23 protein-coding genes are annotated in these 23,976 nt (G+C 38.6%); 4 read left to right on the top strand and 19 right to left on the bottom strand.

Annotated features, from left to right (window positions below; all coding sequences use genetic code 11):
* Positions 1-8: 8 nt before the first annotated feature.
* Together yqeH and HCB49_RS06010 are read right to left on the bottom strand one after the other, a co-directional pair.
* Entirely contained in the window at positions 9-1,109 is a 1,101-nt protein-coding gene (yqeH, locus tag HCB49_RS06005) for a ribosome biogenesis GTPase YqeH (protein WP_008947865.1), read from the bottom strand.
* The gene (locus HCB49_RS06010) at positions 1,106-1,627 is read right to left on the bottom strand and encodes a YqeG family HAD IIIA-type phosphatase (RefSeq protein ID WP_185554617.1); all 522 of its coding nucleotides are present in this window, start codon (positions 1,625-1,627) and stop codon (positions 1,106-1,108) included. Before HCB49_RS06010 ends, yqeH begins: the two co-directional genes overlap by 4 nt.
* Before the next feature lie 163 nt (positions 1,628-1,790).
* Between HCB49_RS06010 and HCB49_RS06015 the strand changes: the two genes are divergently transcribed.
* The gene (locus HCB49_RS06015; protein ID WP_185604368.1) at positions 1,791-3,599 is read left to right on the top strand and encodes a M3 family oligoendopeptidase; all 1,809 of its coding nucleotides are present in this window, start codon (positions 1,791-1,793) and stop codon (positions 3,597-3,599) included.
* Between the two features lie 36 nt (positions 3,600-3,635).
* Here HCB49_RS06015 and HCB49_RS06020 read toward each other — a convergent pair whose 3' ends face one another.
* The 6 genes from HCB49_RS06020 to mltG all read right to left on the bottom strand — a co-directional run bounded on the left by HCB49_RS06020 (position 3,636) and on the right by mltG (position 8,172).
* Positions 3,636-4,337: a 5'-methylthioadenosine/adenosylhomocysteine nucleosidase gene (locus HCB49_RS06020; RefSeq protein ID WP_185395877.1), complete on the bottom strand. Its 702-nt coding sequence runs from the start codon at positions 4,335-4,337 to the stop codon at positions 3,636-3,638.
* A gap of 49 nt (positions 4,338-4,386) precedes the next feature.
* Complete coding sequence (locus HCB49_RS06025; protein ID WP_185479871.1) at positions 4,387-5,019, bottom strand: YrrS family protein; 633 nt, start codon at positions 5,017-5,019, stop codon at positions 4,387-4,389.
* A 50-nt stretch (positions 5,020-5,069) separates the two neighbouring features.
* Complete coding sequence (greA, locus tag HCB49_RS06030; protein ID WP_003722004.1) at positions 5,070-5,552, bottom strand: transcription elongation factor GreA; 483 nt, start codon at positions 5,550-5,552, stop codon at positions 5,070-5,072.
* Between the two features lie 192 nt (positions 5,553-5,744).
* The gene (udk, locus tag HCB49_RS06035; RefSeq protein ID WP_003747779.1) at positions 5,745-6,374 is read right to left on the bottom strand and encodes a uridine kinase; all 630 of its coding nucleotides are present in this window, start codon (positions 6,372-6,374) and stop codon (positions 5,745-5,747) included.
* Entirely contained in the window at positions 6,371-7,024 is a 654-nt protein-coding gene (locus HCB49_RS06040) for an O-methyltransferase (RefSeq protein WP_185604369.1), read from the bottom strand. The genes udk and HCB49_RS06040 overlap by 4 nt, the downstream gene beginning before the upstream one ends.
* Positions 7,025-7,101: 77 nt before the next feature.
* Entirely contained in the window at positions 7,102-8,172 is a 1,071-nt protein-coding gene (gene mltG / locus HCB49_RS06045) for an endolytic transglycosylase MltG (protein WP_185479869.1), read from the bottom strand.
* Positions 8,173-8,374: 202 nt separating this feature from the next.
* Between mltG and HCB49_RS06050 the strand changes: the two genes are divergently transcribed.
* Positions 8,375-9,001: a DedA family protein gene (locus HCB49_RS06050; RefSeq protein WP_003730146.1), complete on the top strand. Its 627-nt coding sequence runs from the start codon at positions 8,375-8,377 to the stop codon at positions 8,999-9,001.
* Positions 9,002-9,046: 45 nt separating this feature from the next.
* Here HCB49_RS06050 and HCB49_RS06055 read toward each other — a convergent pair whose 3' ends face one another.
* From HCB49_RS06055 to HCB49_RS06080, 6 genes are all read right to left on the bottom strand, one after another.
* Entirely contained in the window at positions 9,047-9,349 is a 303-nt protein-coding gene (locus HCB49_RS06055) for a DUF1292 domain-containing protein (protein ID WP_003730147.1), read from the bottom strand.
* 15 nt (positions 9,350-9,364) lie between these two features.
* Positions 9,365-9,781, bottom strand: a complete 417-nt coding sequence (gene ruvX / locus HCB49_RS06060; protein ID WP_003730148.1) for a Holliday junction resolvase RuvX — start codon at positions 9,779-9,781, stop codon at positions 9,365-9,367.
* Positions 9,778-10,050, bottom strand: a complete 273-nt coding sequence (reoM, locus tag HCB49_RS06065; protein WP_003719797.1) for an IreB family regulatory phosphoprotein ReoM — start codon at positions 10,048-10,050, stop codon at positions 9,778-9,780. The genes ruvX and reoM overlap by 4 nt, the downstream gene beginning before the upstream one ends.
* 91 nt (positions 10,051-10,141) lie before the next feature.
* Entirely contained in the window at positions 10,142-12,781 is a 2,640-nt protein-coding gene (gene alaS, locus HCB49_RS06070) for an alanine--tRNA ligase (RefSeq protein WP_185604370.1), read from the bottom strand.
* Between the two features lie 307 nt (positions 12,782-13,088).
* Entirely contained in the window at positions 13,089-13,784 is a 696-nt protein-coding gene (locus HCB49_RS06075) for an ABC transporter ATP-binding protein (protein ID WP_185604371.1), read from the bottom strand.
* Positions 13,785-13,792: 8 nt separating this feature from the next.
* Complete coding sequence (locus HCB49_RS06080) at positions 13,793-15,289, bottom strand: ABC transporter permease (RefSeq protein WP_185604372.1); 1,497 nt, start codon at positions 15,287-15,289, stop codon at positions 13,793-13,795.
* Positions 15,290-15,455: 166 nt separating this feature from the next.
* On the opposite strand from HCB49_RS06080, the gene pieR reads away from it, so the two are divergent.
* Together pieR and pieS are read left to right on the top strand one after the other, a co-directional pair.
* On the top strand, positions 15,456-16,142 hold the full coding sequence (gene pieR, locus HCB49_RS06085) for a two component system response regulator PieR (RefSeq protein WP_185479864.1): 687 nt from the start codon (positions 15,456-15,458) through the stop codon (positions 16,140-16,142).
* Entirely contained in the window at positions 16,139-17,578 is a 1,440-nt protein-coding gene (pieS, locus tag HCB49_RS06090; protein ID WP_185604373.1) for a two component system sensor histidine kinase PieS, read from the top strand. The genes pieR and pieS overlap by 4 nt, the downstream gene beginning before the upstream one ends.
* A 40-nt stretch (positions 17,579-17,618) precedes the next feature.
* Here the strand turns inward: pieS and recD2 are convergent, their stop codons facing one another.
* From recD2 to HCB49_RS06115, 5 genes are all read right to left on the bottom strand, one after another.
* A complete protein-coding gene (gene recD2, locus HCB49_RS06095) occupies positions 17,619-20,015 on the bottom strand; it encodes an SF1B family DNA helicase RecD2 (protein ID WP_185604374.1) in 2,397 nt (798 codons plus the stop codon).
* A 24-nt stretch (positions 20,016-20,039) separates the two neighbouring features.
* The gene (locus HCB49_RS06100) at positions 20,040-20,678 is read right to left on the bottom strand and encodes a tetratricopeptide repeat protein (RefSeq protein ID WP_185480320.1); all 639 of its coding nucleotides are present in this window, start codon (positions 20,676-20,678) and stop codon (positions 20,040-20,042) included.
* A gap of 43 nt (positions 20,679-20,721) precedes the next feature.
* The gene (locus HCB49_RS06105; RefSeq protein ID WP_185604375.1) at positions 20,722-21,462 is read right to left on the bottom strand and encodes an alpha/beta hydrolase; all 741 of its coding nucleotides are present in this window, start codon (positions 21,460-21,462) and stop codon (positions 20,722-20,724) included.
* Positions 21,463-21,579: 117 nt separating this feature from the next.
* On the bottom strand, positions 21,580-22,695 hold the full coding sequence (mnmA, locus tag HCB49_RS06110) for a tRNA 2-thiouridine(34) synthase MnmA (RefSeq protein WP_185398592.1): 1,116 nt from the start codon (positions 22,693-22,695) through the stop codon (positions 21,580-21,582).
* Positions 22,696-22,713: 18 nt separating this feature from the next.
* Complete coding sequence (locus tag HCB49_RS06115) at positions 22,714-23,862, bottom strand: cysteine desulfurase family protein (protein WP_185604376.1); 1,149 nt, start codon at positions 23,860-23,862, stop codon at positions 22,714-22,716.
* Between the last annotated feature and the right edge of the window lie 114 nt (positions 23,863-23,976).

A 23,976-nucleotide genomic window follows, 5' to 3' on the forward strand; every position in this document is an offset into this window, starting at 1 on the left:
CCTTAGTTTTAAACGAGTGATGTCCGGATAGTTGCGCTTACGCCTTCTGGAACCCAAGCAGTTACTTTTGCGCCACCTTCTGGAATCGTAACCCAACCAAGTCCAGAAAAGACAATATCCGCTTTTTCTTTTACAGTAAAGGAATAAGGCACGAGTTTTGGTAATGTTTTCATCCCTTCTTCGGTTGGCGGTTGAAGGACTAGTCCAGCTTGATTTTCATATAATGCTTCTGCTTTTTCTAATTTCGTGCGATGGATTGGTAAATTGTTTGATACGTAAACAACAAGCGATTTACGGCCGCCTGAAACGTAATCCAAACGAGCAAGCGCGCCTAAGAACAAGGTTTGCTCTTCGTTTAATTGGAAAACAGCTGGTTTTATTTCTTTTTTCGGAGTAATCGCTTTTAATGTGTTTGTATCAATGAAATGCGCCATTTGGTGATGGTTAATAATTCCTGGTGTGTCAACAAGCACATTGCCATCTGCTAATGGGATTTCGATTTTATCAAGCGTTGTACCTGGGAATTGTGATGTTGTGATGACATTATTTTCCCCGGATGCTTGTTTAATAATCCGATTGATAAGTGTTGATTTACCAACATTTGTACAACCGACAACATACACATCTTGCCCGTTTCGTAATTCATCAATTTTCTCTAAAAGGGTATCAAAACCGTGGCCTTTTTCAGCGCTGACTAGTACGACATCCGTCGCCGCTAAGCCTTGCTCTTTGGCACGTGTTCTCATCCAACGTGTTAATTTGTCGCGTTTTAATGATTTTGGTAACACGTCTTCTTTGTTACCGACAAGTAATACAGGGTTGCTTCCTGCAAAACGAGGAAGTCCAGGCAACCAACTGCCATCAAAATCAAAAATATCCACCACATAGACGATTAACGCCTGCTTCGAACTAATTTGATTTAAAATGCGTAAAAAATCATCATCTGTTAGCGCAACATCTTGAATTTCATTGTAATGCTTTAGACGAAAACATCTTTTACAAATAACTTGTTCATTATTGAGGGATGATTTTGGCGCATAGCCGATTTTGTCAGGATCTTCTGTTTGAATAATGGCCCCACAACCAATACATCTTATTTCTTCTGTCAAAGTGATTCCTCCCACTTAATTTGGTTTTTCTTTTCTAATCGTTTTAAAATAACACTTTCCATCATTCGATTTAATTTTGTCGCCATTCCATCGGTTTGTTTCACGGGACGAACAAAAATGGTTGTTAATTTTTGACGATTTCCACCGAATATATCTGTCATAATTTGATCACCAATCATCACAGTTTCTTCTGGTGTTGCATTTAATTCTTTCAATGCCCAGCGAAAATTAGCGCCTAAAGGTTTTTTTGCCCGCGCTAAATAAGGGACATCAATTGCTTTTGCCACACGAGCAACTCGTTCTTCATTATTATTAGAAAAAATCATTACTTTGATTCCTTCTTCTCTTAATATAGTAAACCAGTTGATAACTTCATCCGTTGCATCTAGTTGATCCCATGCGAGCAGCGTATTGTCAAGATCAGTTAAAATAGTAGTCTTTCCCATTTTTCGAAGCTGCTCTGCTGTTATTCCAAATGGAGTATTCAACATTTTATCTGGTGAGAATTGCTTTAACACGTATTGGCACCTCATTCTTTTATTTAGTACAGTCTATTCTATCATACATTCAATTAGACTAATAATCTATAAATTTTACCATCTTTCTGCTTATTTTACAAAAAAAGCTGAGAAAAATGCTATAATATGAAAGGAAACGTTATATTTTTAAGGAGGCAAACAAATGTCAAAAGATTATGCATTAACATGGGATTTAGAAAATATATATGCTGGCGGCAGCGGTTCTGAAGAATTACAGCAAACGCTTCAAGAGGTAAAAGCTGATTTAGATAGCTTTGTCGCAAATGTTGCTGAATGGGAAGTTCCTGAAAATGTGGAAGCCTCTGCAGAATTTTTACTTTTAGTGAACCAAAACGCAGATATTTCGAAAATTTTACTTACAGCAGGTTCTTTTTTAGAATGTCTTGCTTCTGCTGATATTAATGACACTCGGGCAAATGAGCTTTCGGCGTTAATTTATCAATATGTCGCAACACTTGCTACTGCCGAAGATGAATGGCATGACAAATTTGCACAAGTTTCTGACCGTGTTTGGGACGAGCTAATGCAACAAAACGGTTTATCGCAAATTAGCTTTATTTTAAGTGAAGCGCGCACCAATCGTCGTAAAAAAGGCAGTAAAGAACAAGAAGCTGCTATTAACTCTTTAGCTGTTGATGGTTATCGTGGCTGGTCTGACCATTATGATACAATCGTTGGCAAACTACGCATGCATGTTACAATCGACGGGGAAGAAAAAGACGTTTCTGCTGGACAAGCGTTAAACTTATTAAATCACCCTGACCGCGCAGTTCGTCAAGCCGTTTTCAAAGAATATACACGCGTTTGGCAAGAGGAATCTCGTTTGTTTAGCGATACGTTAAATCATTTATCTGGCTTCCGTTTAGCTACATATGATATCCGTAAATGGGAAAATATTCTCGATGAACCGCTTGCTATCAATCGTTTAGATGAACAAACATTGAAATCGATGTGGAATGTTATTCAAACGCATAAACCTACTTTTGTTCGCTTTTTAGATCGAAAAGCTAACTTACTTGGTTTGGAAAAATTAAGCTTTTATGATGTGGAAGCCCCTCTTGTGTTTTCAAGTGAACCAAAGAAATATACCTACCAAGAAGGCGCAGAATTTATCATTGAACAATTTAATAAATTCAGTCCGAAAATGGCAAACTTTGCCGAATCTGCTTTTGAAAAAGGGTGGATTGAAGCTGAAGATCGTGATAACAAACGTCCTGGTGGTTTTTGTACCGACTTCCCTGTTGAGAAAGAAAGTCGTATTTTCATGACATATGATGGCGCTCCTGGAACGGTCGCTACGCTTGCTCATGAACTTGGACACGCTTTCCACTCTCACGTTATTCGCGATGAGCCGTTTGAAAACACTGATTACGCTATGAACGTTGCAGAAACTGCTTCTACTTTTGCAGAAATGATTATTGCTGATGCATCTGTCAAAGATGCCAAAACAAAAGAAGAAAAAATCACGTTACTGGAAGATAAAATTGGTCGTAGTATTGCCTTCTTTATGAATATTCATGCTCGTTTTATTTTCGAATGTAATTTCTATGAAGCACGCAAACAAGGCGTAGTTTCCGTTGATAGACTTAATTCCCTAATGGAAGAAGCACAACGAGAAGCATATTTGGATGCATTAGACGAGTATCATCCGCAGTTCTGGGCTTCTAAATTACATTTTTATATTGCTGATGTACCGTTTTATAACTTCCCGTATACATTCGGTTACCTGTTCTCGCTTGGTATTTACCATAAAGCCCAAGCTGAAGGCGCTAGTTATGAAGATAAATACATTGCACTACTGCAAGACACTGGTTCTATGACGACAGAACAACTTGCTGAAAAACATCTTGGAGTTGACTTGCGTAAAGCTGATTTCTGGGAAGAAGCAGTTGCTCTTGCCGCTAAAGATGTAGAAGATTTCCTTGCTTTAACAGAAGAATATGTAAAATAAAAAAACGCCTGGAGCTTAAAACTCCAGGCGTTTTCTTTAAATTGTTTTTAGTAATTCGATGATACACGTTGCCGATTGTTTCGCAGCTAAGTGAATAAACTCATCGAAAGAAATCGTCGCTTCTTGATTAGCTAAATCGGAAATAGCACGAATAATTAAAAACGGGATATCGAATTGGTAAGCAACTTGCGCAATTGCCGCCGCTTCCATTTCAACTGCTTTCACATCCGGGAAAAAAGTACGAATTGTTTCATGTTGGTCCGGACGCATAATAAATGAATCATTTGTGATTACTAAGCCATAAACTGCTTTATTTTCACTTGCAGCAAAATTTTCGCGATAAATTGTCTCTGCTTTTTTAAGAAGAACTGCATCCCCTTGGTAAAAAGCTGGCATACGTGGAACTTGACCATATGTGTAGCCGAATTCAGTTACGTCTACATCTCCGTATGCTAGTCGATCAGAAATAATCACATCTCCAACAGCTAAGCCTTCTGCCATACCGCCAGCTGAACCAGTGTTAATAATTACTTCTGGTTTAAAACGATCTGCCATAAGTGTTGTTCCAAGTGCTGCATTTACTTTACCGATTCCTGATTCTAAAAGCACTACTTCTTTGCCAGCGATTTCGCCGACGTAAAATTTCGCGCCGCCAATAACAATTTCTTCTACGCTTGGCATCGTATTTTTTAATAGTTCTACTTCTTCTTCCATTGCTCCGATAATACCAATTGTCATTATGTAACCTCCAAAAAAGCACAGTCGTTAACAGCTAACTTCTGTGCTTTTATCTTTTGTCGTTTGTTTTAAGTTCTTCTACTTTGGTTGGTTGCCATCCTTCACCGTCCACCCATGTGATATAAACACGATATGCTTTATCTGGGTCTTCTTTAGTAGAAAGCGTTCCAATTGATTGCGTTGCAGGGTCAGCACCTTGCTCTACAAACCAAAGTGATGTGTTCGAGATTGGAATATCTGTTGCTGCAGAAAAAGCTTTACGTTTTTCTTGCCAATCTACACTAGTGGAACTGTACGAATTCACATGATCGCCAGTTTGATCCGTGCCGATTGGTTTCCAGTCTTTGGTAATAACTTTCGCCACATTTGGATCGTCGCTTTCGGTCGTTTCCGTTGTTTTTTCATCGGAAGACTCTTTTTCTTTTTCGGATGATTTATCTGATTTAGCGGCATCTTCTTTTTTCGTTGTGGAAGATGCCGTTTTGTTTTCTTGTTGCGCTGGGTCACTCTCCGTTTTAAATAGCACAAAATACAAACTACCAATGATAAGTAAGCTTACCACGATAATTAAAACGTTTAAAACTAAGTTCGTCTTTTTTCGTTTTGTATTTTGTTGTGAGCGAGATCCTTCGACCAAATTTTGTTTAATGCGACGGTTATTTGATTGTCGTTTGTCTGCCATTTGCATTCACCACCTTATAAGTAACCGCTGTACAAAAACACCAGATAAAATTAAGATGCTGTGATTTTTTCGATTTTAACGCTCATGTCACCAGCTGGTGTTTGGATAGTTACTTCTTCCCCTTCTTTATGGCCAAGTAAACCTTTGGCAATTGGAGAATCATTGGAAATTTTACCTTCAAACGGATCTGCTTCTGCGCTACCTACGATTGTGTAAGTTTCTTCTTCTCCGTCTGGTAATTCGATGAAAGTAACTGTGTTTCCTAGTGTTACTAAACCATTATGTGCTTCTGCAGCATCAATGATTTGTGCGTTACGAATCATATTTTCAATCGTAGTGATACGACCTTCAACAAAAGCTTGTTCGTCTTTTGCGGAATCGTACTCGGAGTTCTCAGATAAATCACCAAAACTGCGGGCAATTTTAATCCGTTCTACTACTTCTTTCCGTTTTACTGTTTTAAGTTCTTGTAATTCATTTTCTAACTTTGCTTTCCCATCTAGGGTCATTGGAAATACTTTTTCTGTCGCCAATCGATTTCGCTCCTTTTGTTTGTTCATTATTGTATAGAAAAGCACGGAGATATCGCTCCGCACCTTCATCAAAAATATTACTACTCGTGTGAAAGATTAACATGCCACGCTAGAAATAGCAAGCAATTGTCTCTCTTTTTACTAGGAAAATTTTACCTTAATTTTCTCTATTTGACAAGTGATACCTGTTGTTTATACATGTTTTTGCAAGATTGATTCAATTTTTGTTGTCATTAAATCGATTGCTACGTGGTTCTCGCCGCCTTCTGGGATGATAATATCGGCAAATTTTTTCGTTGGCTCAATGAATTCATTATGCATCGGTTTAACAACAGAAAGGTATTGCTCGATTACAGAATCCATCGTCCGGCCACGTTCTTTCATATCGCGTAACAGCCGGCGAATAAAACGAATATCATCATCTGTATCGACATACACCTTGATATCCATTAAGTCTCTAAGTCGTTTATCTTCTAAAATTAAGATACCTTCTAAAATGATTACTTCCCGTGGTTCCTGGATTTCTACTTCTTCTTTTCGTGTATATTTGGCATAGTCGTAAATTGGTTTTTCGATTGTTTCATAACGACGTAGCGCCGCAATATGCGAAATGAGCAAATCGGTATCAAAAGCTAACGGATGATCATAGTTCACTTTTAGTCTATCTTCAAAACTAATGTTTGCTTGGTCGTGATAATAGACGTCTTGGGCAATCATCAAAATCGAGTGACCGCTAAAATGGTCGCAAATCGCTTTTGTGACGCTAGTCTTACCTGAACCTGAACCGCCAGTTACGCCGACTACAATTGGTTTTTTTGTCATGATACGCCTCCAGTTTTCTTTCTTTTGGAAATAGATAAACCGTCCCCTAGTGGAATGGTAGTTGTGTCGAAATCAGGATGTGTCACTAAGAAATCATTAAAATTACGCATTTTTCTAGCAACTCGTAATTTACGTTGTTTTTCGGGCGACATATCAAGTGCTAATCCTTTAAAAAGAACATTGTCACTATAAATAACTCCATTTTCAGCTAACGATCCTGTATAAATATGGAAAAATTTCTCATATTGCGCTTTTGCTGCATCGATAAAGATGGCATCAAATGGACCATGAGCTAAAATTTCTTCTGAACCCTCGATGGCATCCGTTAATAATGGTTTTACTCTGTCAGATGCTCCGTAACGTTGAATATTATGTACAGCTTGTTTGTATCGTGCTTCGTCGCGCTCAACAGTAATGATTTCTGCTTCAGGAAGTTGATCTGCCATTTTTAAAGCGGAGTAGCCAATTGCTGTTCCAAGCTCTAATATACGTTTTGGCTTTTGAATATCTAAAATCTGTAATAAGCAATATAAAGAATCTGGCTCCATAATTGGCACTTCATTGGCCGCGGCATAGGCCTCTAACTCTTCAAAAAAAGGCGTGCTCTTAGGAATATGTTTTAATAAATAATCATGAATAATATCATTCACTGCTAGGATCCCCTATCTTTTAACAAACAAAGCACCTGCCAAAAACATGCGAAACATGCTTCTGACAAGTGGGTGTTTTAATTATTTTTCGTAATATGCTCTTCTTTTAATTTATTATGCTCTTCTAATGTTTTTGAGAAATAAACTTTCCCTGTTTTTGTGTTTGCTAAGAAGTATAGGTAGTCGCTTTTTTCTGGATAAAGCGCGGCTTCCATCGAAGAGTCGCCACTATTGGAAATTGGACCTGGTGGCAATCCGTTGTTTTTGTAAGTGTTATACGGTGACTCGACTTCTAAATCTTTATAGGTTGTTTTGCTTTTGTGTTCACCTAGCGCATAAAGAACGGTTGGGTCGGTTTGCAGGCGCATATCTTTTGCTAAGCGGTTGTAGAATACGCTCGCAATCATTTTGCGATCGACATTTTCCGTTGCTTCTTTTTCGATAATAGAAGACATAGTTAGGAACTTGTGGACGGACATTTTTTGTTTGGTTAGTTCTGCACGGTATTTACCAATGTTCACATCTGTCGCTTTGACCATTTCAGTTATGATTTCTTCAGCAGATACATCTGTTCCTTTGAAGGTGTACGTTGCTGGATATAAATAACCTTCTAATGGATGTTTGATAGATTTGTTTAAGACATCATTGGTTACGGTGTCTGGATATGCTTTTATCATGGACGCAACAAATGTCGGATCATCCATCGTTTTAAGCACATCCGCTTTTTTTAGTTTTGGTTGGTAGGCGACGATTCTATCCGCAATTTGATCCAGTGTGTAGCCTTCTGGAATGACTAATTTCGCTGGAGCCACTGTTTTACCTTCTTGCATTTTTTTGACAATTTGATCTGTGTTCATGGCTGGGCTGAATTCATAATTTCCAGCTTTTAAATTCGTATCATTATTATATTTTACATAAAACGAGAAAATAGAAGCATTATTAATGACGTTTTTATCTTCTAAAATGGTAGAAATATCAGAAATGCTAGATCCTGCAGGGATTTCTACGACGATTTTCTCTTTGCTTGCTTCATCTTTTGGTTCTAGTTGTGATTTTACATAATAATAACCTGAAAAAGTTGCAATCACTAAAATTAAAATAATAACAGAAATAATAATTGTAATTTTCTTACCTTTTGTATTCTTCATTTTAGACCTCATTTCATTGAAAACAATTCTAATCTATTATACCGATTATCTAAAAAAAATGCTATTCAATAAGGAAAATTTTCTTAAAAAGTGACGTTTTTATGTTTTTTCGGTATAATAAATAGCGTGATTTAACGAACAAGACAGAATCAGTCAAAGACTTGCTTCTGCCAATTAATTAAATATTGAAGGAGTCTTTTGGATGTTACATACATTAATACAAAGTTTGCAAGATTTCACGATGTGGTTAGTCGATTCGCTTGGCCACTGGGGTATTTTCCTTGGAATGCTGATTGAAAGTGTTTGTATTCCACTCCCAAGTGAAGTGATTATGCTATTCGGTGGATTTATGGCCGAGGCTGGAAAACTCAACTTTTGGCTTGTTGTATTTGCTGGGATTTCCGGTAATCTAGTAGGTTCACTGATTGCTTATTACATAGGTAAATTCGGAGGCAGAGCACTTGTTTTAAAATACGGGAAATACATTTTCTTGAACGTAAAACATCTAGATAAAGCAGAACTTTGGTTTGGCCGTTACGGAGCACGGGCTGTGTTCTTCGGGCGCGTATTACCGGTTATTCGAACGTTTATTTCATTACCAGCCGGTATTGCGAAAATGAATGTATGGAAATTTATTATCTATACGATTTTAGGTTGTATTCCGTGGAATATTTTTCTGACATGGCTTGGTTATTCATTAGGTTCCAATTGGAGCGTTGTGGAAAAATATACGCGACCAATTAGCTATTTAATGTTAGCTTTAGTTATTGCCATCGTTGTCTACCTTGCTTACAAAATATGGAATAAACGTGCTAGAAACGCAAAATAAAAAGCATGTCTTGACAGTTGTTGTCAGGACATGCTTTTTTAATTTTTATTCTTCGTCTTCGTCAGCTAAGAAAGTTGCTAACATTTCTTCAATTCTATCCCACTCTTCGTCTGTTTCAACAGGTTGAAGGTGTCCTTGATTACCGTCTTCGTCTTGCGTGTAGCTTGATGCAAGGATTTCGATTTCTTCGTCTTCCCCTTTACCAGCTGGGAAATACAAAACGTAAGATTTAGCAAAGTGTTCGGAATCAAAGCTCATTAGAATTTCAAAAGCTTCTTCTTTTCCTTCTTCGTTTGTAATCCAAATAATATTTTCTTCTTCATGATTATGGTTATGTTCTTCTGCCATTAAATTCACCTCAAATTAATTAGTAGTGTCCAAATAGGACTGTAAAATCATTACTGCAGCTAACTTATCAATTACTTCTTTTCGTTTTTTACGCGAAACGTCTGCTTCAATCAAAGTTCTTTCTGCTGCAGAAGTGGTTAAGCGTTCATCCCAAAGTACAACGGGCAAACCGATTCTCGCCTCAAGTACTTCAGCATATATTTTAGAACTTTCAGCACGAGGTCCTATGGTATTATTCATATTCTTAGGAAGACCAACTACGACTTTCTCCACTTCGTATTCAAGCACAAGCTCTTTTACGCGGTCATAGCCGAATTGCTTTCTATTCTCGTCAATCTGAATTGTTTCTACACCTTGCGCGGTCCAACCTAGTGGATCACTTATCGCTACGCCAACTGTTTTAGAGCCGACATCTAAACCCATTATTCTCATTTCTCACCAATTTCGTTATTTTTCAGATACGCTTTGACAAGTTCCTCGATAATTTCATCTCGTTCTAAACGACGTATCATACTTCTAGCATCCTTGTGACGCGGAATATAAGCAGGATCGCCTGAAAGTAAATAGCCAACGATTTGATTTACGGGGTTATAGCCTTTTTCTTCAAGAGCAACGTAGACTTGTTTCATTAATTTTTTTACATCTTCCTCAATTGAATCATCGCCGAAGTTGTAAAACATTGTTTGATCTTTTGAATCCATAATCGAAGCACCTCATTCCTTCATGTATCTCTTTTCATTTTACACTATGTGAACAAAAATAACAAAGAAAAATGAGGCACTTTGATGAAATTTATGCTTGTTGTTCTTTTACCCATGTGGAAACGTAATCAAGGGCCGTTCCTAGTTCTGCTGGATTTTTACCACCAGCTTGTGCCATATCAGGACGCCCGCCGCCATTTCCGCCGCAGCGTGTTGCGACTTCTTTCAGTAGTTTACCTGCGTGGTAGCCTGCTTTGATTGCATCTTCGGAAACCGCAGAAATTAGGTTGACTTTATCTCCTTGAACAGCTCCTAAAACAAGGACACCACCGATTTTTTTATCTTTCCAGTTATCAACAAACTGACGTAATTGGTTCATATCTTTGGCGTTTACTTGTTTAGCAATTACTTTAACGCCGCCAATTTCTTCTGGTGATTCAAAAATATCAGCACTTGCTGCACTCGCTAATTTGCTTAATAAGGATTCGTTTTCACGTTTTACTTCACGTAAATCAGCTTGTAATTGTTCTACTTTTTGTGGTGTTTCTTTAGTTGTTGTTTTAAGTAGATTTGCTGCGTGTTTTAAGGTATTTTCTTGTTCTGTTACAAAGCGATATGCTTCTTTTCCTGTCACAGCTTCGATACGTCTAGTTCCCGCTCCGATACCTGTTTCGGATACGATTTTGAACAGGCCGATATCTGCAGTATTACGGACGTGGACACCACCACAAAGTTCGATACTATATTTGCCTACTTGAACGACACGAACAACATCGCCGTATTTTTCGCCAAATAATGCCATAGCGCCAAGTTCTTTTGCTTCTGCGATTGGCATTTCTTCAATTACAACACTGATTTGTTCCCAGATTTTTTCATTAACGATTTCTTCCATTTTCGTTAATTCTTCTTCGGTAATTTGACCAAAATGAGAGAAGTCAAAACGTAAACGATCTGGAGAAACAAGTGAGCCAGCTTGGTTAACGTGCTCGCCTAATGTATCTTTTAATGCACGATGTAATAGATGGGTTGCAGTATGGTTCTTGATTGTTTCACGGCGTTTTACTTTGTCGACAGCCAGTTTCACTGTATCGCCTGTTTTTAATACGCCTTCTTTTACGGAAATACGGTGCAAGTTTTGTTTGTTTGGTGCTTTTTGAACATCCTCTACATAAGCAAGGCCTGTTTCGCTTTCGATGGTTCCTTTGTCTGCTACTTGTCCGCCGCTTTCTGCATAAAATGGTGTTTCTTTGAAGATAACTTGTGCTTCGCTTCCAGCTGCTACTTCATCAACAAGGGTGTCATCTTGGATTAAATACAAGATTTCAGAAACGTGTTCTGTTGTATTGTAACCAACGAATTCACTTTTCTCTGTTAAATTAGCAAGTAGTTCGCCTTGGACTTGCATGGATTTAACGTCTGCTCTTGCAGAACGAGCACGGTCACGTTGTTCTTTCATTTCTGCTTCAAAACCAGCGTGATCGACTTTTAAACCATGATCTTCTGCGTATTCTTCTGTTAATTCCACAGGGAAACCGAATGTATCATACAATTTGAAAATGTCCGCGCCTTTGATTACTTGTTCATTTGTTTCTTTGGCATTTTTAAGGATAGTTTCCAGAATTGCTAGGCCTTCATTTAATGTTTCATGGAAGCGTTCTTCTTCTGTACGAATCACTTTTTGGATGAAGTCTGTTTGGTTTTCTACTTCTGGGTAGAAACTATTCATGATTTTCCCAACAACTGGTACTAATTTGTACATGAATGGTTCATTGATTGTTAGGACTTTTGCGTAACGAACAGCACGACGAAGTAAACGACGCAAAATGTATCCGCGCCCTTCGTTTGATGGTAGCGCTCCGTCGCCAATTGCGAATGCAACGGTACGAATGTGGTCGGCGATTACTTTGAATGCCACATCATTTTCTTGTTTTTGACCATATTTCACGCCAGCAATTTGTTCTACTTCGCGAATAATTGGCATAAATAAATCTGTTTCAAAGTTTGTTGGTGCGTCTTGGATGATAGAAACCATCCGTTCCAGACCCATCCCTGTATCAATATTTTGTTTAGGAAGTGGTGTGTAAGTACCGTCTGGATTGTGGTTGAACTGTGAAAATACTAAGTTCCAAATTTCTAAATAACGTTCGTTTTCTCCGCCTGGATAAAGTTCAGGATCGCTAGCATCGTCGCCAAATGCAGGTCCACGGTCGTAAAAAATCTCGCTATCCGGGCCACTTGGTCCAATACCGATATCCCAGAAATTATCTTCAATTTCGACAATGTGATCGTCACTTAAACCAATTTTTTCGCGCCATAATGTTTTTGCTTCTTCATCTTCTGGATAAACCGTTACATATAATTTGTCAGGGTCAAAACCAATCCATTTAGGGCTTGTAAGGAATTCCCATGCAAATAGGATTGCGCCTTCTTTAAAATAATCGCCAATCGAAAAGTTTCCTAGCATTTCAAAGAATGTATGGTGGCGCGCTGTTTTACCAACGTTTTCGATGTCGTTTGTACGGATAGATTTTTGTGCGTTAGCCATTCTTGGGTTGTCTGGAATAACTGAACCATCGAAGTATTTTTTCATTGTTGCTACTCCGCTGTTAATCCAAAGAATGGTTGGGTCGTTATTTGGTACAAGTGGTGCGCTTGGTTCAATCGTATGCCCTTTTTCTTTAAAGAAATCTAAAAACAGCTGTCTTACTTCTGCACTTGATAATTGTTTCATTTTTTATTTCCTCCTTTTGGTTTTTACAACAAAAAAAGCCCATATGATTGCTCACAGGGACGATTTTGGTGAAATCGCGGTACCACCCTGCTTGCAATGATATAGACTTTGTATCATTACCTCTTCAGTTATCTGTTAACGTGGATAAGACGGATCATCTAATGGGAGAGCAATTTTGGTGCAAGCGTGGTTTTCCTTCCAGCCAAGGGAAAACTCTCTAATCACGTGGAAACCAAAATCATATTCCTATCATGTATCAACTTTTATTCAACAATAACCTAAATTATAAAGAACGGATGGCTAAATGTCAACTGTTTATTAGACTATTCGTTGATTGTTTCTTTTCTACAAAATTACCATTTTTAAGGGTTAGTTTTACATCGGATACTTTTGCAATTTCTGGGTCGTGTGTTACCATGATTACGCACTTGCCTTCTTTGTGGGCTAAATCTTGGAATAAAGTAACGACCTCTTTACTAGTACGCTCATCTAAGTTACCAGTTGGTTCATCGGCAACGATTAATTCTGTTTCACAGCAGAGTGCTCGAGCTATCGAAACCCGCTGTTGTTGACCACCGCTTAGTGTGAGAACTTTTTGGCGTGCCATTTCTTCTGTAATACCGACTTTTTCTAGCATACTTAACGCAAAAGCTTTTTTATCCGGCTGATTAACATGCGTTATTTCCATTGCTGTCGTAACATTTTGAAGAGCTGTCATGTACGTTAATAAATTATAGCTTTGGAATACAATCGAGACATATTTATTTCTAAATTGTTGTAGACCGATGCTTTTGAGTGAACTTCCTTTATAGAAGATATCACCTTCTTTTTGCGTATCAAGCCCTCCTGCAAGAGATAAAAAAGTAGTTTTCCCCGAACCGGAACTACCTACTACTGTGTAAAAAACACCAGCTTCAAAATCATAATTAATATCACTTAAAATGGACTCATCTTTCGTTTTATACCAATAAGAAATATTTTCAAACGTCAATACTTTGGTCATATCGTCACCTACTCCTGTTTAGTTAGAATTGTTTTTGGATTCATACGAAGAACGAGTGCTGCCGGTAAAAGAACCGAGATAAAGGCGATGCCAATTCCAATTCCACCCATTTTCAGCATATCTTCTAATGTTACTTGAATGTCTAGCTCTTTGATTTGTTCGGTATTTTTCGTCAAGTTACTTACGCTGCCTGCGAATCCACCCGGTCCACCTTGGCCACTACCGCCTGGTCCGCGATTTTCTGTCGTACTCGTTTCGGTTGTTGATGAATTTTGTTGTTCTAGTAATTGATTTCCAGCTAATTGCGCAACATAATGACTACTTGCCGCAGCTAAGCCAAAGGAAATCAGTGCGACGATTAAAATTTCAACAAAGAATTGCGCGATTAATTTGCCACGTTTTTCACCGATAGCAAGAAGTACGCCCATTTCGTATTTGCGATCGCGTACTTGCATCATTACGAGAAGTCCTAAGATAAGCGCTCCCGCAATGCTGACAATATAAACAACATTTTTAGAGAAGGATGCTACACTGTCGATTGGTCCAATCATTTGTTGGTAAAGTGTGTCATTCGCATCTAATTTAAATGTGTCCCAATCAATGCTGTCGACTTTTTTCGCTTCTTTCTCAAAAGCAGAAATGTTCGCTGCATCATCCATTGTATAAACTGCGGAATCTACAGTGCTTTTATAATCAGAACCTTTAATTGTATTGGCTACTGTATAAGGAACGTATACTTTGTTATAAGGATTTAGGAAAGAGAAGTTTTGCGCCATGTCACTTCCTGCATCAGTCGTTTTATAAATGCCGACGATTTTTAATGTTACTTTTGTATTGCCATCGCTAGAAGTAACGGTGAACGAATCGCCCACTTTCCAGTCATTTTCTTCTGCTAAATTTTCTTCTACCATTGCGACATTTTTGTCTTTGTCAGCGGAAGTAATGGCTACACCGCTAGTTAGTTCGCTTGTTCCTGCCTCAAAATCAGTGCTTGTTGCGGAATCTAGTAAGCCACTAATGCTTAAATCCGCATCTACCATTTGTGGTCCACCTTGGCCACCACCTGGTCCTTGTGTTTGAGTTGTCGTGGACGAATCATCGCTTGAAGAAGTATCGCCGGAAGATTCAATTGGATCAAATCCGGATGCTAAAGCTTGTGTGCTGGAATAATAATTATAGCTTGCTACATGATCTAATTTAGCTAAATCGTTAGCATCACTAACATTGATTGGACTGCTCTCGAATTTTGGTTTTGCTTCGGTCGAGCTACTGTCACTACTTGAAGCCTCTTCTCGCATCGCTTGCATTTGTTTTTCGCGATCAACGGTAAGTGTCACCGTTCCGCCAAGTTGTTCTCTGGCTAATTCGCTCGCTTTATCTGCGGCAGATTGAATAGTAAAGCCTGATAAAATAAGTACACAGACAACTGTGAAAATAATTAGTTGTAAAACAGATCTTCCTTTTCTTGCTTTCATGCTGAGCCATGCCCTCTTAAAAAAATTCATGTGTTTTCCTCCATTCGGTTTCTACTCCACTAAGATTACTGGGCAGTTATGAAGAAAGTATGAACAAACTATGATGCATATTTTAAACTTTCGCGAAAAAAATAATTAAGCTTGATTATTGGGTCTAATTAGGCTAGTTTTAATGTAAGAGGAGTGAGTACAAAAGATGAAATTACTTATGATAGAAGATAATGTAAGTGTATGCGAAATGATAGAAATGTTCTTTATGAAAGAAGAAATTGATGCAACGTTTGTTCATGACGGCAAACTTGGTTATGAAACGTTTTTTAAAGATGATTTTGATATTGCGATTATTGATTTAATGCTTCCAAATATGGACGGAATGACTATTTGTCGCAAAATCCGTGAAGTGAGCGATGTGCCGATTATTATTTTAACGGCGAAGGAATCGGAATCAGACCAAGTGCTTGGTCTTGAAATGGGCGCGGATGATTATGTAACGAAACCATTCAGCCCACTGACTTTAATGGCGCGAATCAAAGCTGTTACCCGTCGCAAAAACAGTGCAACTCCTGCAGAAAATAATGAAGATATCCTCGAAACAACTTATTTCAAAATTAGTAAACGGACGCGCGAAATATTTTATCAAGGTGAATTACTTGATGCGCTGACGCCAAAAGAATTTGATTTACTTTATTTCTTAATGCAACATCCGCGCCAAGTTTTCTCGAGAGAGCAGCTGCTAGAACAAGTTTGGGGCTACCAATTTTACGGGGATGAGCGTACGGTGGATGTTCATATCAAACGGTTACGCCAAAAAATCGCCACGGAAACAAAGCCGTTTTTACACACTGTTTGGGGTGTCGGCTACAAATTTGATGAAACGGAATGAAGCGAATGAAATTTAAATATGCCTATCAACTATTTTTTACGCAATTTATCATTTTGCTTATTGCTTGTATTATGATTGGGCTACTTGTCTCCCACTCTTTAAAAGATTATTTTTATCAAAGCCAAGTAAATGATTTAACGAGTTATGGGGAGACGATTTCGATGGATATTCGTCATTCGCCGCAAGATGCTACGATGCAAGTTTTGAATACGTATCAACGAACATTAGATGTGAAAAAAATCCATTATACCATCAAAAATGCGGATGATGAGACGATTTATCCAACCCAGCTAAATCAGCCATTACCTAAGGATTTTTCTATTTCAGCTGATGATAAGAAAAAATTAGAAAGTGGCGAAACGGTAAGTAAAAAGATTGATAATCGTTTTAATAGAGAAATGACGATTGTGTATGTACCGATTATGGATGGCAGCAAATTTGTCGGTTCTATTGTGCTGAATTCGCCGATTAGTGGTACGCAGCAAGTCGTTGGTACAATTAATCGTTATATGTTCTATACTATTTTACTTTCCATCACAGTGGCACTTATTCTTAGTGCGATTTTATCCAAGCTGCAAGTCAATCGGATTAATAAATTGCGAGCTGCCACCAAAGACGTTATTCAAGGCAATTACAAAGCCAGACTAAAAGAAAATAACTTCGATGAAATCGGCGCGCTTTCTATCGATTTCAATAAAATGACGCAAACACTTGAAACATCCCAAGAAGAAATTGAGCGTCAAGAAAAACGGCGTCGTCAATTTATCGCGGATGTCTCCCATGAGATGCGCACCCCACTCACAACGATTAGCGGCCTCACAGAAGGATTAGTCAATGATATTATTCCAAAGAGTGAAACCGACCGTTGTATCGCGCTCATTGATACTGAAGCTAGGCGATTAACCAAATTAGTCAACGAAAATTTAGATTATGAAAAAATCCGTAGTAATAAAATCAAACTTCAAAAAACACGCTTTAATGGCAAGGAATTCCTTGAGTTAATTAAAGAGCAACTTGATTACGTAGCTAGCGAAAAAGGCAACACGATTACGGTCGCTATTGATAAAGATATGGCTATTTATGCAGACTATGATCGGTTAACACAAGTATTTATCAATATTGTCAAAAACAGTGTACAGTTTACGGAAAATGGTCAGATTACTTTAACTGGTACGCAAGATTATAAAGAGTCTGTCTTGACGATTACTGATACGGGAATCGGCATGAACACAGAAGAATTAGAGCAAATTTGGGAAAGATTTTTCAAAGCAGATATGTCACGGACGAATACTGCTTTTGGTGAATCAGGTATCGGGCTGTCGATTGTGAAGCAACTGATTGAATATCACGATGGGACAATTACTGCAACAAGTGAGCCAAATAAAGGTACGACCTTCACGATTCGCCTTCCTTTCTTCCAAGATAATGAGCAATAAAAAAAGAACCGCCTTCTATTCAATTAGAAAGCGGTTCTTTTTATCCTGCCATAAATTGTTCTGGCGTAATTCCTTCCATCCCAATCATTGGATCAATTTCAGTAATATTTTCAGCGGTAAGTATTCGTTTATTCGTCATTTGTTCTAGCATCACATCTTCACTCATTAAACGTTCAGAAAGTGTCGTATTGCGTTTATTTTCGTCAATTCGCTCTATTCCCATTCGAAAAGCTTCTTCTTCTCCGCATAGAATCAAAAATTGCTTACTTCTCGTTACTCCGGTATAAAGCAAATCACGGCGCAACATACGGTAATAACTGCGAACAATCGGCATAATCACAATCGGGAATTCGCTTCCCTGCGCTTTATGAATCGAACAACAATAAGCGTGTGTTAATTGGTTAAATTCTTGCCTATAATAAGAAACTTCTGTTTGGTCAAACTGCACGACAATCATATCTTGTTTTTCGGTATTTTCTTTAGCATAGATAATCGAAACAATCTCACCAATATCGCCATTGAAAACATTTTTCTCTGGTTGGTTAATTAGTTGCAGTACTTTGTCATGAACCCGATATTTAATTTCCCCAAATTGGACTTCTTTTCGCCGTCCAGTATCATTAGGATTGAAAATCTCTTGCAATTTTTTATTTAAAATATCAATTCCAGCTGGACCACGATACATCGGCGCTAAAACTTGAATATCTTTTGCTCGAAAGCCTTTATTTTTAGCATTTTTAACGACTTGTTCAACGACATCACCAATCTGATTCACCGTACAATGGAAAAAGGAGCGATCTGCTCTGTTTTTCGTGAAATCGGCAGGTAACATACCTTCTTTAATATAATGCGCCATTTCAATAATAGACGAGCCATCTTTTTGGCGATAAATATCTGAAAGTGCCACGGTTGGAATTTGTTCTGATTCAAGAATATCTTTTAACACTTGCCCCGGTCCGACTGATGGTAGCTGATCTTGGTCACCTACGAGCACAACTTGCATATGCGCTGGCAAAGCGCGGAACAATTGATTAGCAAGCCAAATATCAACCATCGACATCTCATCAACTATTAAAAGTCGGCCATCAATGAGTCTTTCTGCGTCGTCATCCATTTGTTCTTGACCGTTCATTCCAAGTAAACGGTGAATCGTCATCGCTGGAAGCCCCGTTGATTCAGACATTCGTTTCGCTGCTCGCCCAGTTGGAGCTGCAAGCAATACTGGAAAAGTAGCTCCATCTTTGTAGGCGTGTGGATCAAGACTCACACCATTCAACTCAGCATAAAGTTCGACAATCCCTTTAATAACCGTCGTCTTCCCTGTTCCAGGTCCACCAGTAAGTACAAGCATTGGAGACATTAAGGCTTGCTCTAAAGCTTGACGCTGCGAGTCGCCATAGTGAACACCAATCCGTTCTTCCAATTCCCCGAGAGCTAATAAAAATTCAGATTGCGGAAATTGCTCTTGATATTCGGTTTGTTTAAGCATCCGTTTTACATGGTACGCAAAGCCACTTTCTGAATAGTATAGCGAAGGCATGTAAACGCGTGTATTTTCGGTAATTATTTTTTGTTCTTCGGCTAATTTTTCTACTTGAGCTACTAAAATTGCTTGATCAATCCGGATGCCTTCGCTTTCTTCCAGCAAATAAGTCACTTCTCCGAGCAGGACTTCTTGCTCCATATACACATGTCCTTGCTGCATGCAGACGGAATCCAACATAAATAAAATCCCCGCACGAAGCCGTTCTGGATGATTTCCACCAAGACCGAGTTTCCGTCCCAGTTCATCCGCTCGTTGAAAACCAATCCCTTTGACGTCTTCTATTAATTTATACGGATTGTTTTCTAACACTTCAATTGCATTTTGTTTATACGCTTGGAAAATTTTCATCGATAACTGTGGACCAAAGCCATATTCATTCAGCCCGACCATCACATGTTCCAAGCCTTGATTTTCTCTAAGTGAAGCAAGCAAACTTTCCGCTGCACCAGATGGCAATTTAGGCACCGTATTTAACAAACTTGGATCCGATAAAATTTTTGTAATCGCATCATCACCAATCGTATCGACAATGTTTTCCGCTGTCACTTTACCAATTCCTTTAAAGAGTTCTCCGGAAAGGTAATTAATTAAGCCGGCACGAGATTGTGGCATTTCTTTACGAAACCTGTCTGCTTTAAATTGTTGACCAAATTTGGCATGTTCCTGCATTTTTCCGTAAAACGTGTAGACTTCCTGTTCGTGAAGCGCTGGGAAAAAGCCAGTGACGATAATATCTTTTTCATCCCAATCCGCATTCGTTTCTTTCACAAGTATTCGCACAACAGAAAAGAGGTTTTCGGCATTATAAAAAATGGTAGACAACATCGTGCCCTTCATGAAAAGTTCTTCTGGTGTATCATCAAATAAGGCGAGAGAGTCTTGTTCAGCCATCTAAAGCCGCCTCCTTTCTAAAAATTATTCTGCTTCGTTTTCTAAATCTTGAATAGCATTTAAGGCATTTTCCGCTAATTCATGCGGTACGCCAGTTGCAAGCGCGCGTTCAAAATATGTTTTGGCAAGTACGATATCGCCTTGCCATGCTAGATAAGCAGCACCAATATTGTATAGTGCATCTGGATCTTCCGGCTTAACAAGCAACACACGTTCCAGCATCGTAATCGCATCTTCATAAAAACCGCTACGAGCAAGGACAATTCCATATTGGAATAATGCTTCCCCGTCTTCTGGATTTAACTCAACACTTCTAAGTAAATACGGCATTGCAAGCGTTAACTCTTCCATTTGAACAAAACTCATACCTAACATGAAAAATAAATCGCCATTTTCCATTCCTTGTTTGGTTGCATTTTGGAAGCTATCAGCCGCTTCTTGATAACGTTCTAATTCATAATATAAATTACCTAAGCTATAGTAAGCCGCTGGAACCGTATCGTCCAGTTCAAGCGCTCTTTTGAAAAATAATTCCGCACGTTCAAAGTCATCCATGGAAAGCAATACGTTCCCAAAATTAATATAACCAACTGGATCGCTTGGATGTTCTTCAATCACTTCAGTAAATAATTTGACTGCTTCTTCTAAATTGCCTTCTTGCATTTGTTTGATGCCTAATTGGTTTTTATCCATTTTCTATTCCCTCTTATCTTTCTTGATTTTTTACAGATGTATTCAGCCACGAAATAAGCTCATTTGCGACTTGATCTGTCTGTTCAGTTACACTAATCGTTGCTTGTCCGTCACCATGTTGTTCGCCATAAGCGCCAAATTGCGCATGATTTCCACCTTCAATTGAAACAAAAGTAGTATCTTTAGGTAAGTATTTTTTATTTTTATCATAAGAATCTTGATTTAAGACGTCATCCTTCGTCCCAGTAATCGAAATGGCTGGAAAAGGAGCATTTTTGAGTGAACCTTTTTCATCGGGATAACTAGCTAAGAAAAAAGCACCTTCTAGTTCCGCTTCATTATTGTGTGCGAATCTTGAAGCCATCACGCCTCCGAGCGAATGACCGCCAATCACAAATTTCTCATCAGGAGCTTCATCAATAATATCCGCCGCTCGATTTTTGCCAAAAACAGCTAAATTAAGGGGCATTTCGACGATATACGTTTTATAACCACTCGAAGCTAATTTATTTGCAAGCGGTGCATAACTAAGCGCATCCACAAACGCACCTGGATATAAAATAATACTCATACCAGCATCGGATTTCCGCGGCGTAAAAACAAGAATGTCATTTTCCTCAAGCACATCTACTGTTTTAGATGAATTTGCAGCATTTTCTGCAATCGTAGAAGGTTCTGAGTTGAAATAAAAATATCCCCATATAAGGAGGCAAAATATAACAATCGCACTCCCGAAAATCGCTATCTTTTTCATAAAGGACCTCTTTTCCCTGTTTCGTATAATATTTTACCACAAAATCCGTTTAAAAAAACGCTTTTAAACAGGAAAAAACCGGAGTCTCGTAGAAAACAAGATTCTCCGGTTCAAATTTTAGCCTACATAATCTAATTGCGTACCATTTTTCCAAACAGTATCAATTGTTCCACCGCCAAGACAAATGTCACCATCATAGAAAACGACTGCTTGACCAGGTGTAATCGCACGTACTGGGTCAGCGAAAACAACTTCTGCTGTACCATCTTCACGTAAGTGTACCGTTACTTTTGTATCTGTTTGACGATAACGGAATTTTGCAGTACATTCGATTGTTTTTGGTTTTTCTGCGTTGGTAGTAAAAGAAATATCGGTTGCAATTAAGGAATCTGAATACAATGTTTCGTGATGGAAACCTTGTTCCACAAACAACACATTTTTTTCCAAATCTTTACCGACAACAAACCAAGGTTCACCGTCTCCGCCAATGCCTAAACCGTGACGTTGACCAATAGTGTAATACATTAAGCCATCATGTTTGCCAAGTACTTCGCCGTCTAAGGTTTTCATTTCGCCAGGTTGTGCTGGAAGATATTCACTTAAAAATTGCTTAAAGTTTCTTTCGCCAATAAAACAAATGCCGGTGCTATCTTTTTTATCGGCAGTAGCAAGTCCCGCTTTTTTCGCAATTTCACGTACTTCCGTTTTTTCCATACCGCCAAGTGGGAACATGACTTTTTTTAGTTGGTCTTGGGAAAGTTGATTTAAAAAGTACGTTTGGTCTTTATTATTATCGACGCCACGAAGTAATTCGATTTCGTCGCCTACTTTTTTCACTTGTGCATAGTGACCTGTTGCCACATAATCTGCACCAAGGCTTTCCGCATGTTCTAGAAATGCCTTGAATTTAATTTCTTTATTACACATAACATCCGGGTTTGGCGTGCGACCAAGTTTGTATTCATCTAAGAAATACGTAAACACTTTGTCCCAATATTCTTTTTCGAAATTGACCGCATAATACGGAATACCAATTTGGTTTGCTACACGAATTACATCATCGTAATCTTCCGTTGCTGTACAAACGCCAAATTCATCTGTATCGTCCCAATTTTTCATGAAAATTCCAATGACATCGTAACCTTGTTCTTTCAATATATGTGCAGTGACTGATGAATCTACTCCGCCTGACATGCCGACAACGACACGAATGTCACTATTATTTGTAGTCAAAACTAGCTCCTCGCCTTCTTATATTTTCATTAAACGCGCTACTACTTCACTAATTTTCGTAGCCGCCGTTTCCACTTCTTCTAAATGGTTTCCCAGTCCAAAACTAATCCGAACAGTTTCTTGAATCGCTGGATGATTTTCACCAAAAAGCGCTACTAACACATGCGACGGATCCACTGTCCCCGCCGTGCATGCCGACCCACTCGAAACGGCAATTCCTTCCATATCTAAATTCATTAATAATTGTTCAATCGAAACGCCCGGAAAACGCACACTAAAAACATGTGGTAGCGTATCAGCTTCTAAACCATTCACTTCAAAATCAAGCTCCGCCGAACGCCAAATTTCTGCCATTCGTTTTTTAAAGGAAACATATTCCTCGTTTTTCAGTTCGCGTTCATTTGTCATAATAGTAGAAGCTGCACTAAACCCGCAAATTCCTGCTAAGTTTTCTGTGCCAGCGCGCCGTTTTCGTTCTTGTTCCCCGCCGTGCATTTGATACGCAAGACGTGTCCCATTTTTGACGTATAAAAAGCCTACGCCGCGTGGTCCGTTTATTTTATGAGAAGAAGTAGTTAACAAGTCTACTCCTAGTTCGGTTACATCTATATTTAATAGCCCGTAAGCTTGTACTGCATCGGTATGAAAAATGGCTTGTTGATCGCGCAACAATGCACCAATCTCCGCAATCGGCTGAATGGAGCCAATTTCATTATTACCGTACATGATGGAAACAAGAATTGTATCTGGTCGTAAAGCTTTCTCTACGCTTTCTGTTGACACGATTCCATGCTCATCTACCGGCAAATAAGTCACTTCAAACCCTTGAGTCTCAAGATATTCACACGTTTTTAAAACAGCATGATGCTCAATCTGGGAAGTAATAATGTGTTTTCCGTTTTCTTTATGTGCCAAAGCTGATCCAATAAGCGCCAAGTTATCGCCTTCTGTACCGCCACTTGTAAAAATAATTTCTTTTTCTGTAGCGTGGATACTTTTAGCAATTGTGTGACGAGCTTCATCCAATGCTTTTCTTGCCTCTCGTCCAGCGTAATGAATACTGGAAGGATTGCCGTACGTATTAGTGATTGCGCCAAGCATTGTTTGGATAACTTCTGGATGAATTGGACTTGTCGCAGCATGGTCTAAGTAAATTCTGTTTTCCATTTTTTATCGCGTCCTTTTTTGTAGACGAATTCCTGTTCGCCGTTAATCGTTTCTTATTGTAACAGCAATACTCCTGTAAAGTAAAGAGGAATAACTCCTATTTACACGCAAAAA

The organism is Listeria cossartiae subsp. cayugensis, assembly GCF_014229095.1.
Classification (GTDB): Bacteria; Bacillota; Bacilli; order Lactobacillales; family Listeriaceae; genus Listeria; species Listeria cayugensis.

Bases quoted from the DNA above. Each gene is read 5' to 3' on its own strand.
- HCB49_RS06115 (WP_185604376.1), bottom strand. From the start codon at position 23,862: ATGGAAAACAGAATTTACTTAGACCATGCTGCGACAAGTCCAATTCAT.
- HCB49_RS06105 (WP_185604375.1), bottom strand. From the start codon at position 21,462: ATGAAAAAGATAGCGATTTTCGGGAGTGCGATTGTTATATTTTGCCTC.
- HCB49_RS06055 (WP_003730147.1), bottom strand. From the start codon at position 9,349: ATGGCAGAAGAACATAACCATAATCATGAAGAAGAAAATATTATTTGG.
- HCB49_RS06025 (WP_185479871.1), bottom strand. From the start codon at position 5,019: ATGGCAGACAAACGACAATCAAATAACCGTCGCATTAAACAAAATTTG.
- alaS (WP_185604370.1), bottom strand. From the start codon at position 12,781: ATGAAACAATTATCAAGTGCAGAAGTAAGACAGCTGTTTTTAGATTTC.
- HCB49_RS06050 (WP_003730146.1), top strand. From the start codon at position 8,375: ATGTTACATACATTAATACAAAGTTTGCAAGATTTCACGATGTGGTTA.
- ruvX (WP_003730148.1), bottom strand. From the start codon at position 9,781: ATGAGAATAATGGGTTTAGATGTCGGCTCTAAAACAGTTGGCGTAGCG.
- mltG (WP_185479869.1), bottom strand. From the start codon at position 8,172: ATGAAGAATACAAAAGGTAAGAAAATTACAATTATTATTTCTGTTATT.
- HCB49_RS06020 (WP_185395877.1), bottom strand. From the start codon at position 4,337: ATGACAATTGGTATTATCGGAGCAATGGAAGAAGAAGTAGAACTATTA.
- HCB49_RS06075 (WP_185604371.1), bottom strand. From the start codon at position 13,784: ATGACCAAAGTATTGACGTTTGAAAATATTTCTTATTGGTATAAAACG.
- recD2 (WP_185604374.1), bottom strand. From the start codon at position 20,015: ATGGCTGAACAAGACTCTCTCGCCTTATTTGATGATACACCAGAAGAA.
- HCB49_RS06100 (WP_185480320.1), bottom strand. From the start codon at position 20,678: ATGCAAGAAGGCAATTTAGAAGAAGCAGTCAAATTATTTACTGAAGTG.
- HCB49_RS06015 (WP_185604368.1), top strand. From the start codon at position 1,791: ATGTCAAAAGATTATGCATTAACATGGGATTTAGAAAATATATATGCT.
- pieS (WP_185604373.1), top strand. From the start codon at position 16,139: ATGAAGCGAATGAAATTTAAATATGCCTATCAACTATTTTTTACGCAA.
- pieR (WP_185479864.1), top strand. From the start codon at position 15,456: ATGAAATTACTTATGATAGAAGATAATGTAAGTGTATGCGAAATGATA.
- reoM (WP_003719797.1), bottom strand. From the start codon at position 10,050: ATGGATTCAAAAGATCAAACAATGTTTTACAACTTCGGCGATGATTCA.
- HCB49_RS06080 (WP_185604372.1), bottom strand. From the start codon at position 15,289: ATGAATTTTTTTAAGAGGGCATGGCTCAGCATGAAAGCAAGAAAAGGA.
- udk (WP_003747779.1), bottom strand. From the start codon at position 6,374: ATGACAAAAAAACCAATTGTAGTCGGCGTAACTGGCGGTTCAGGTTCA.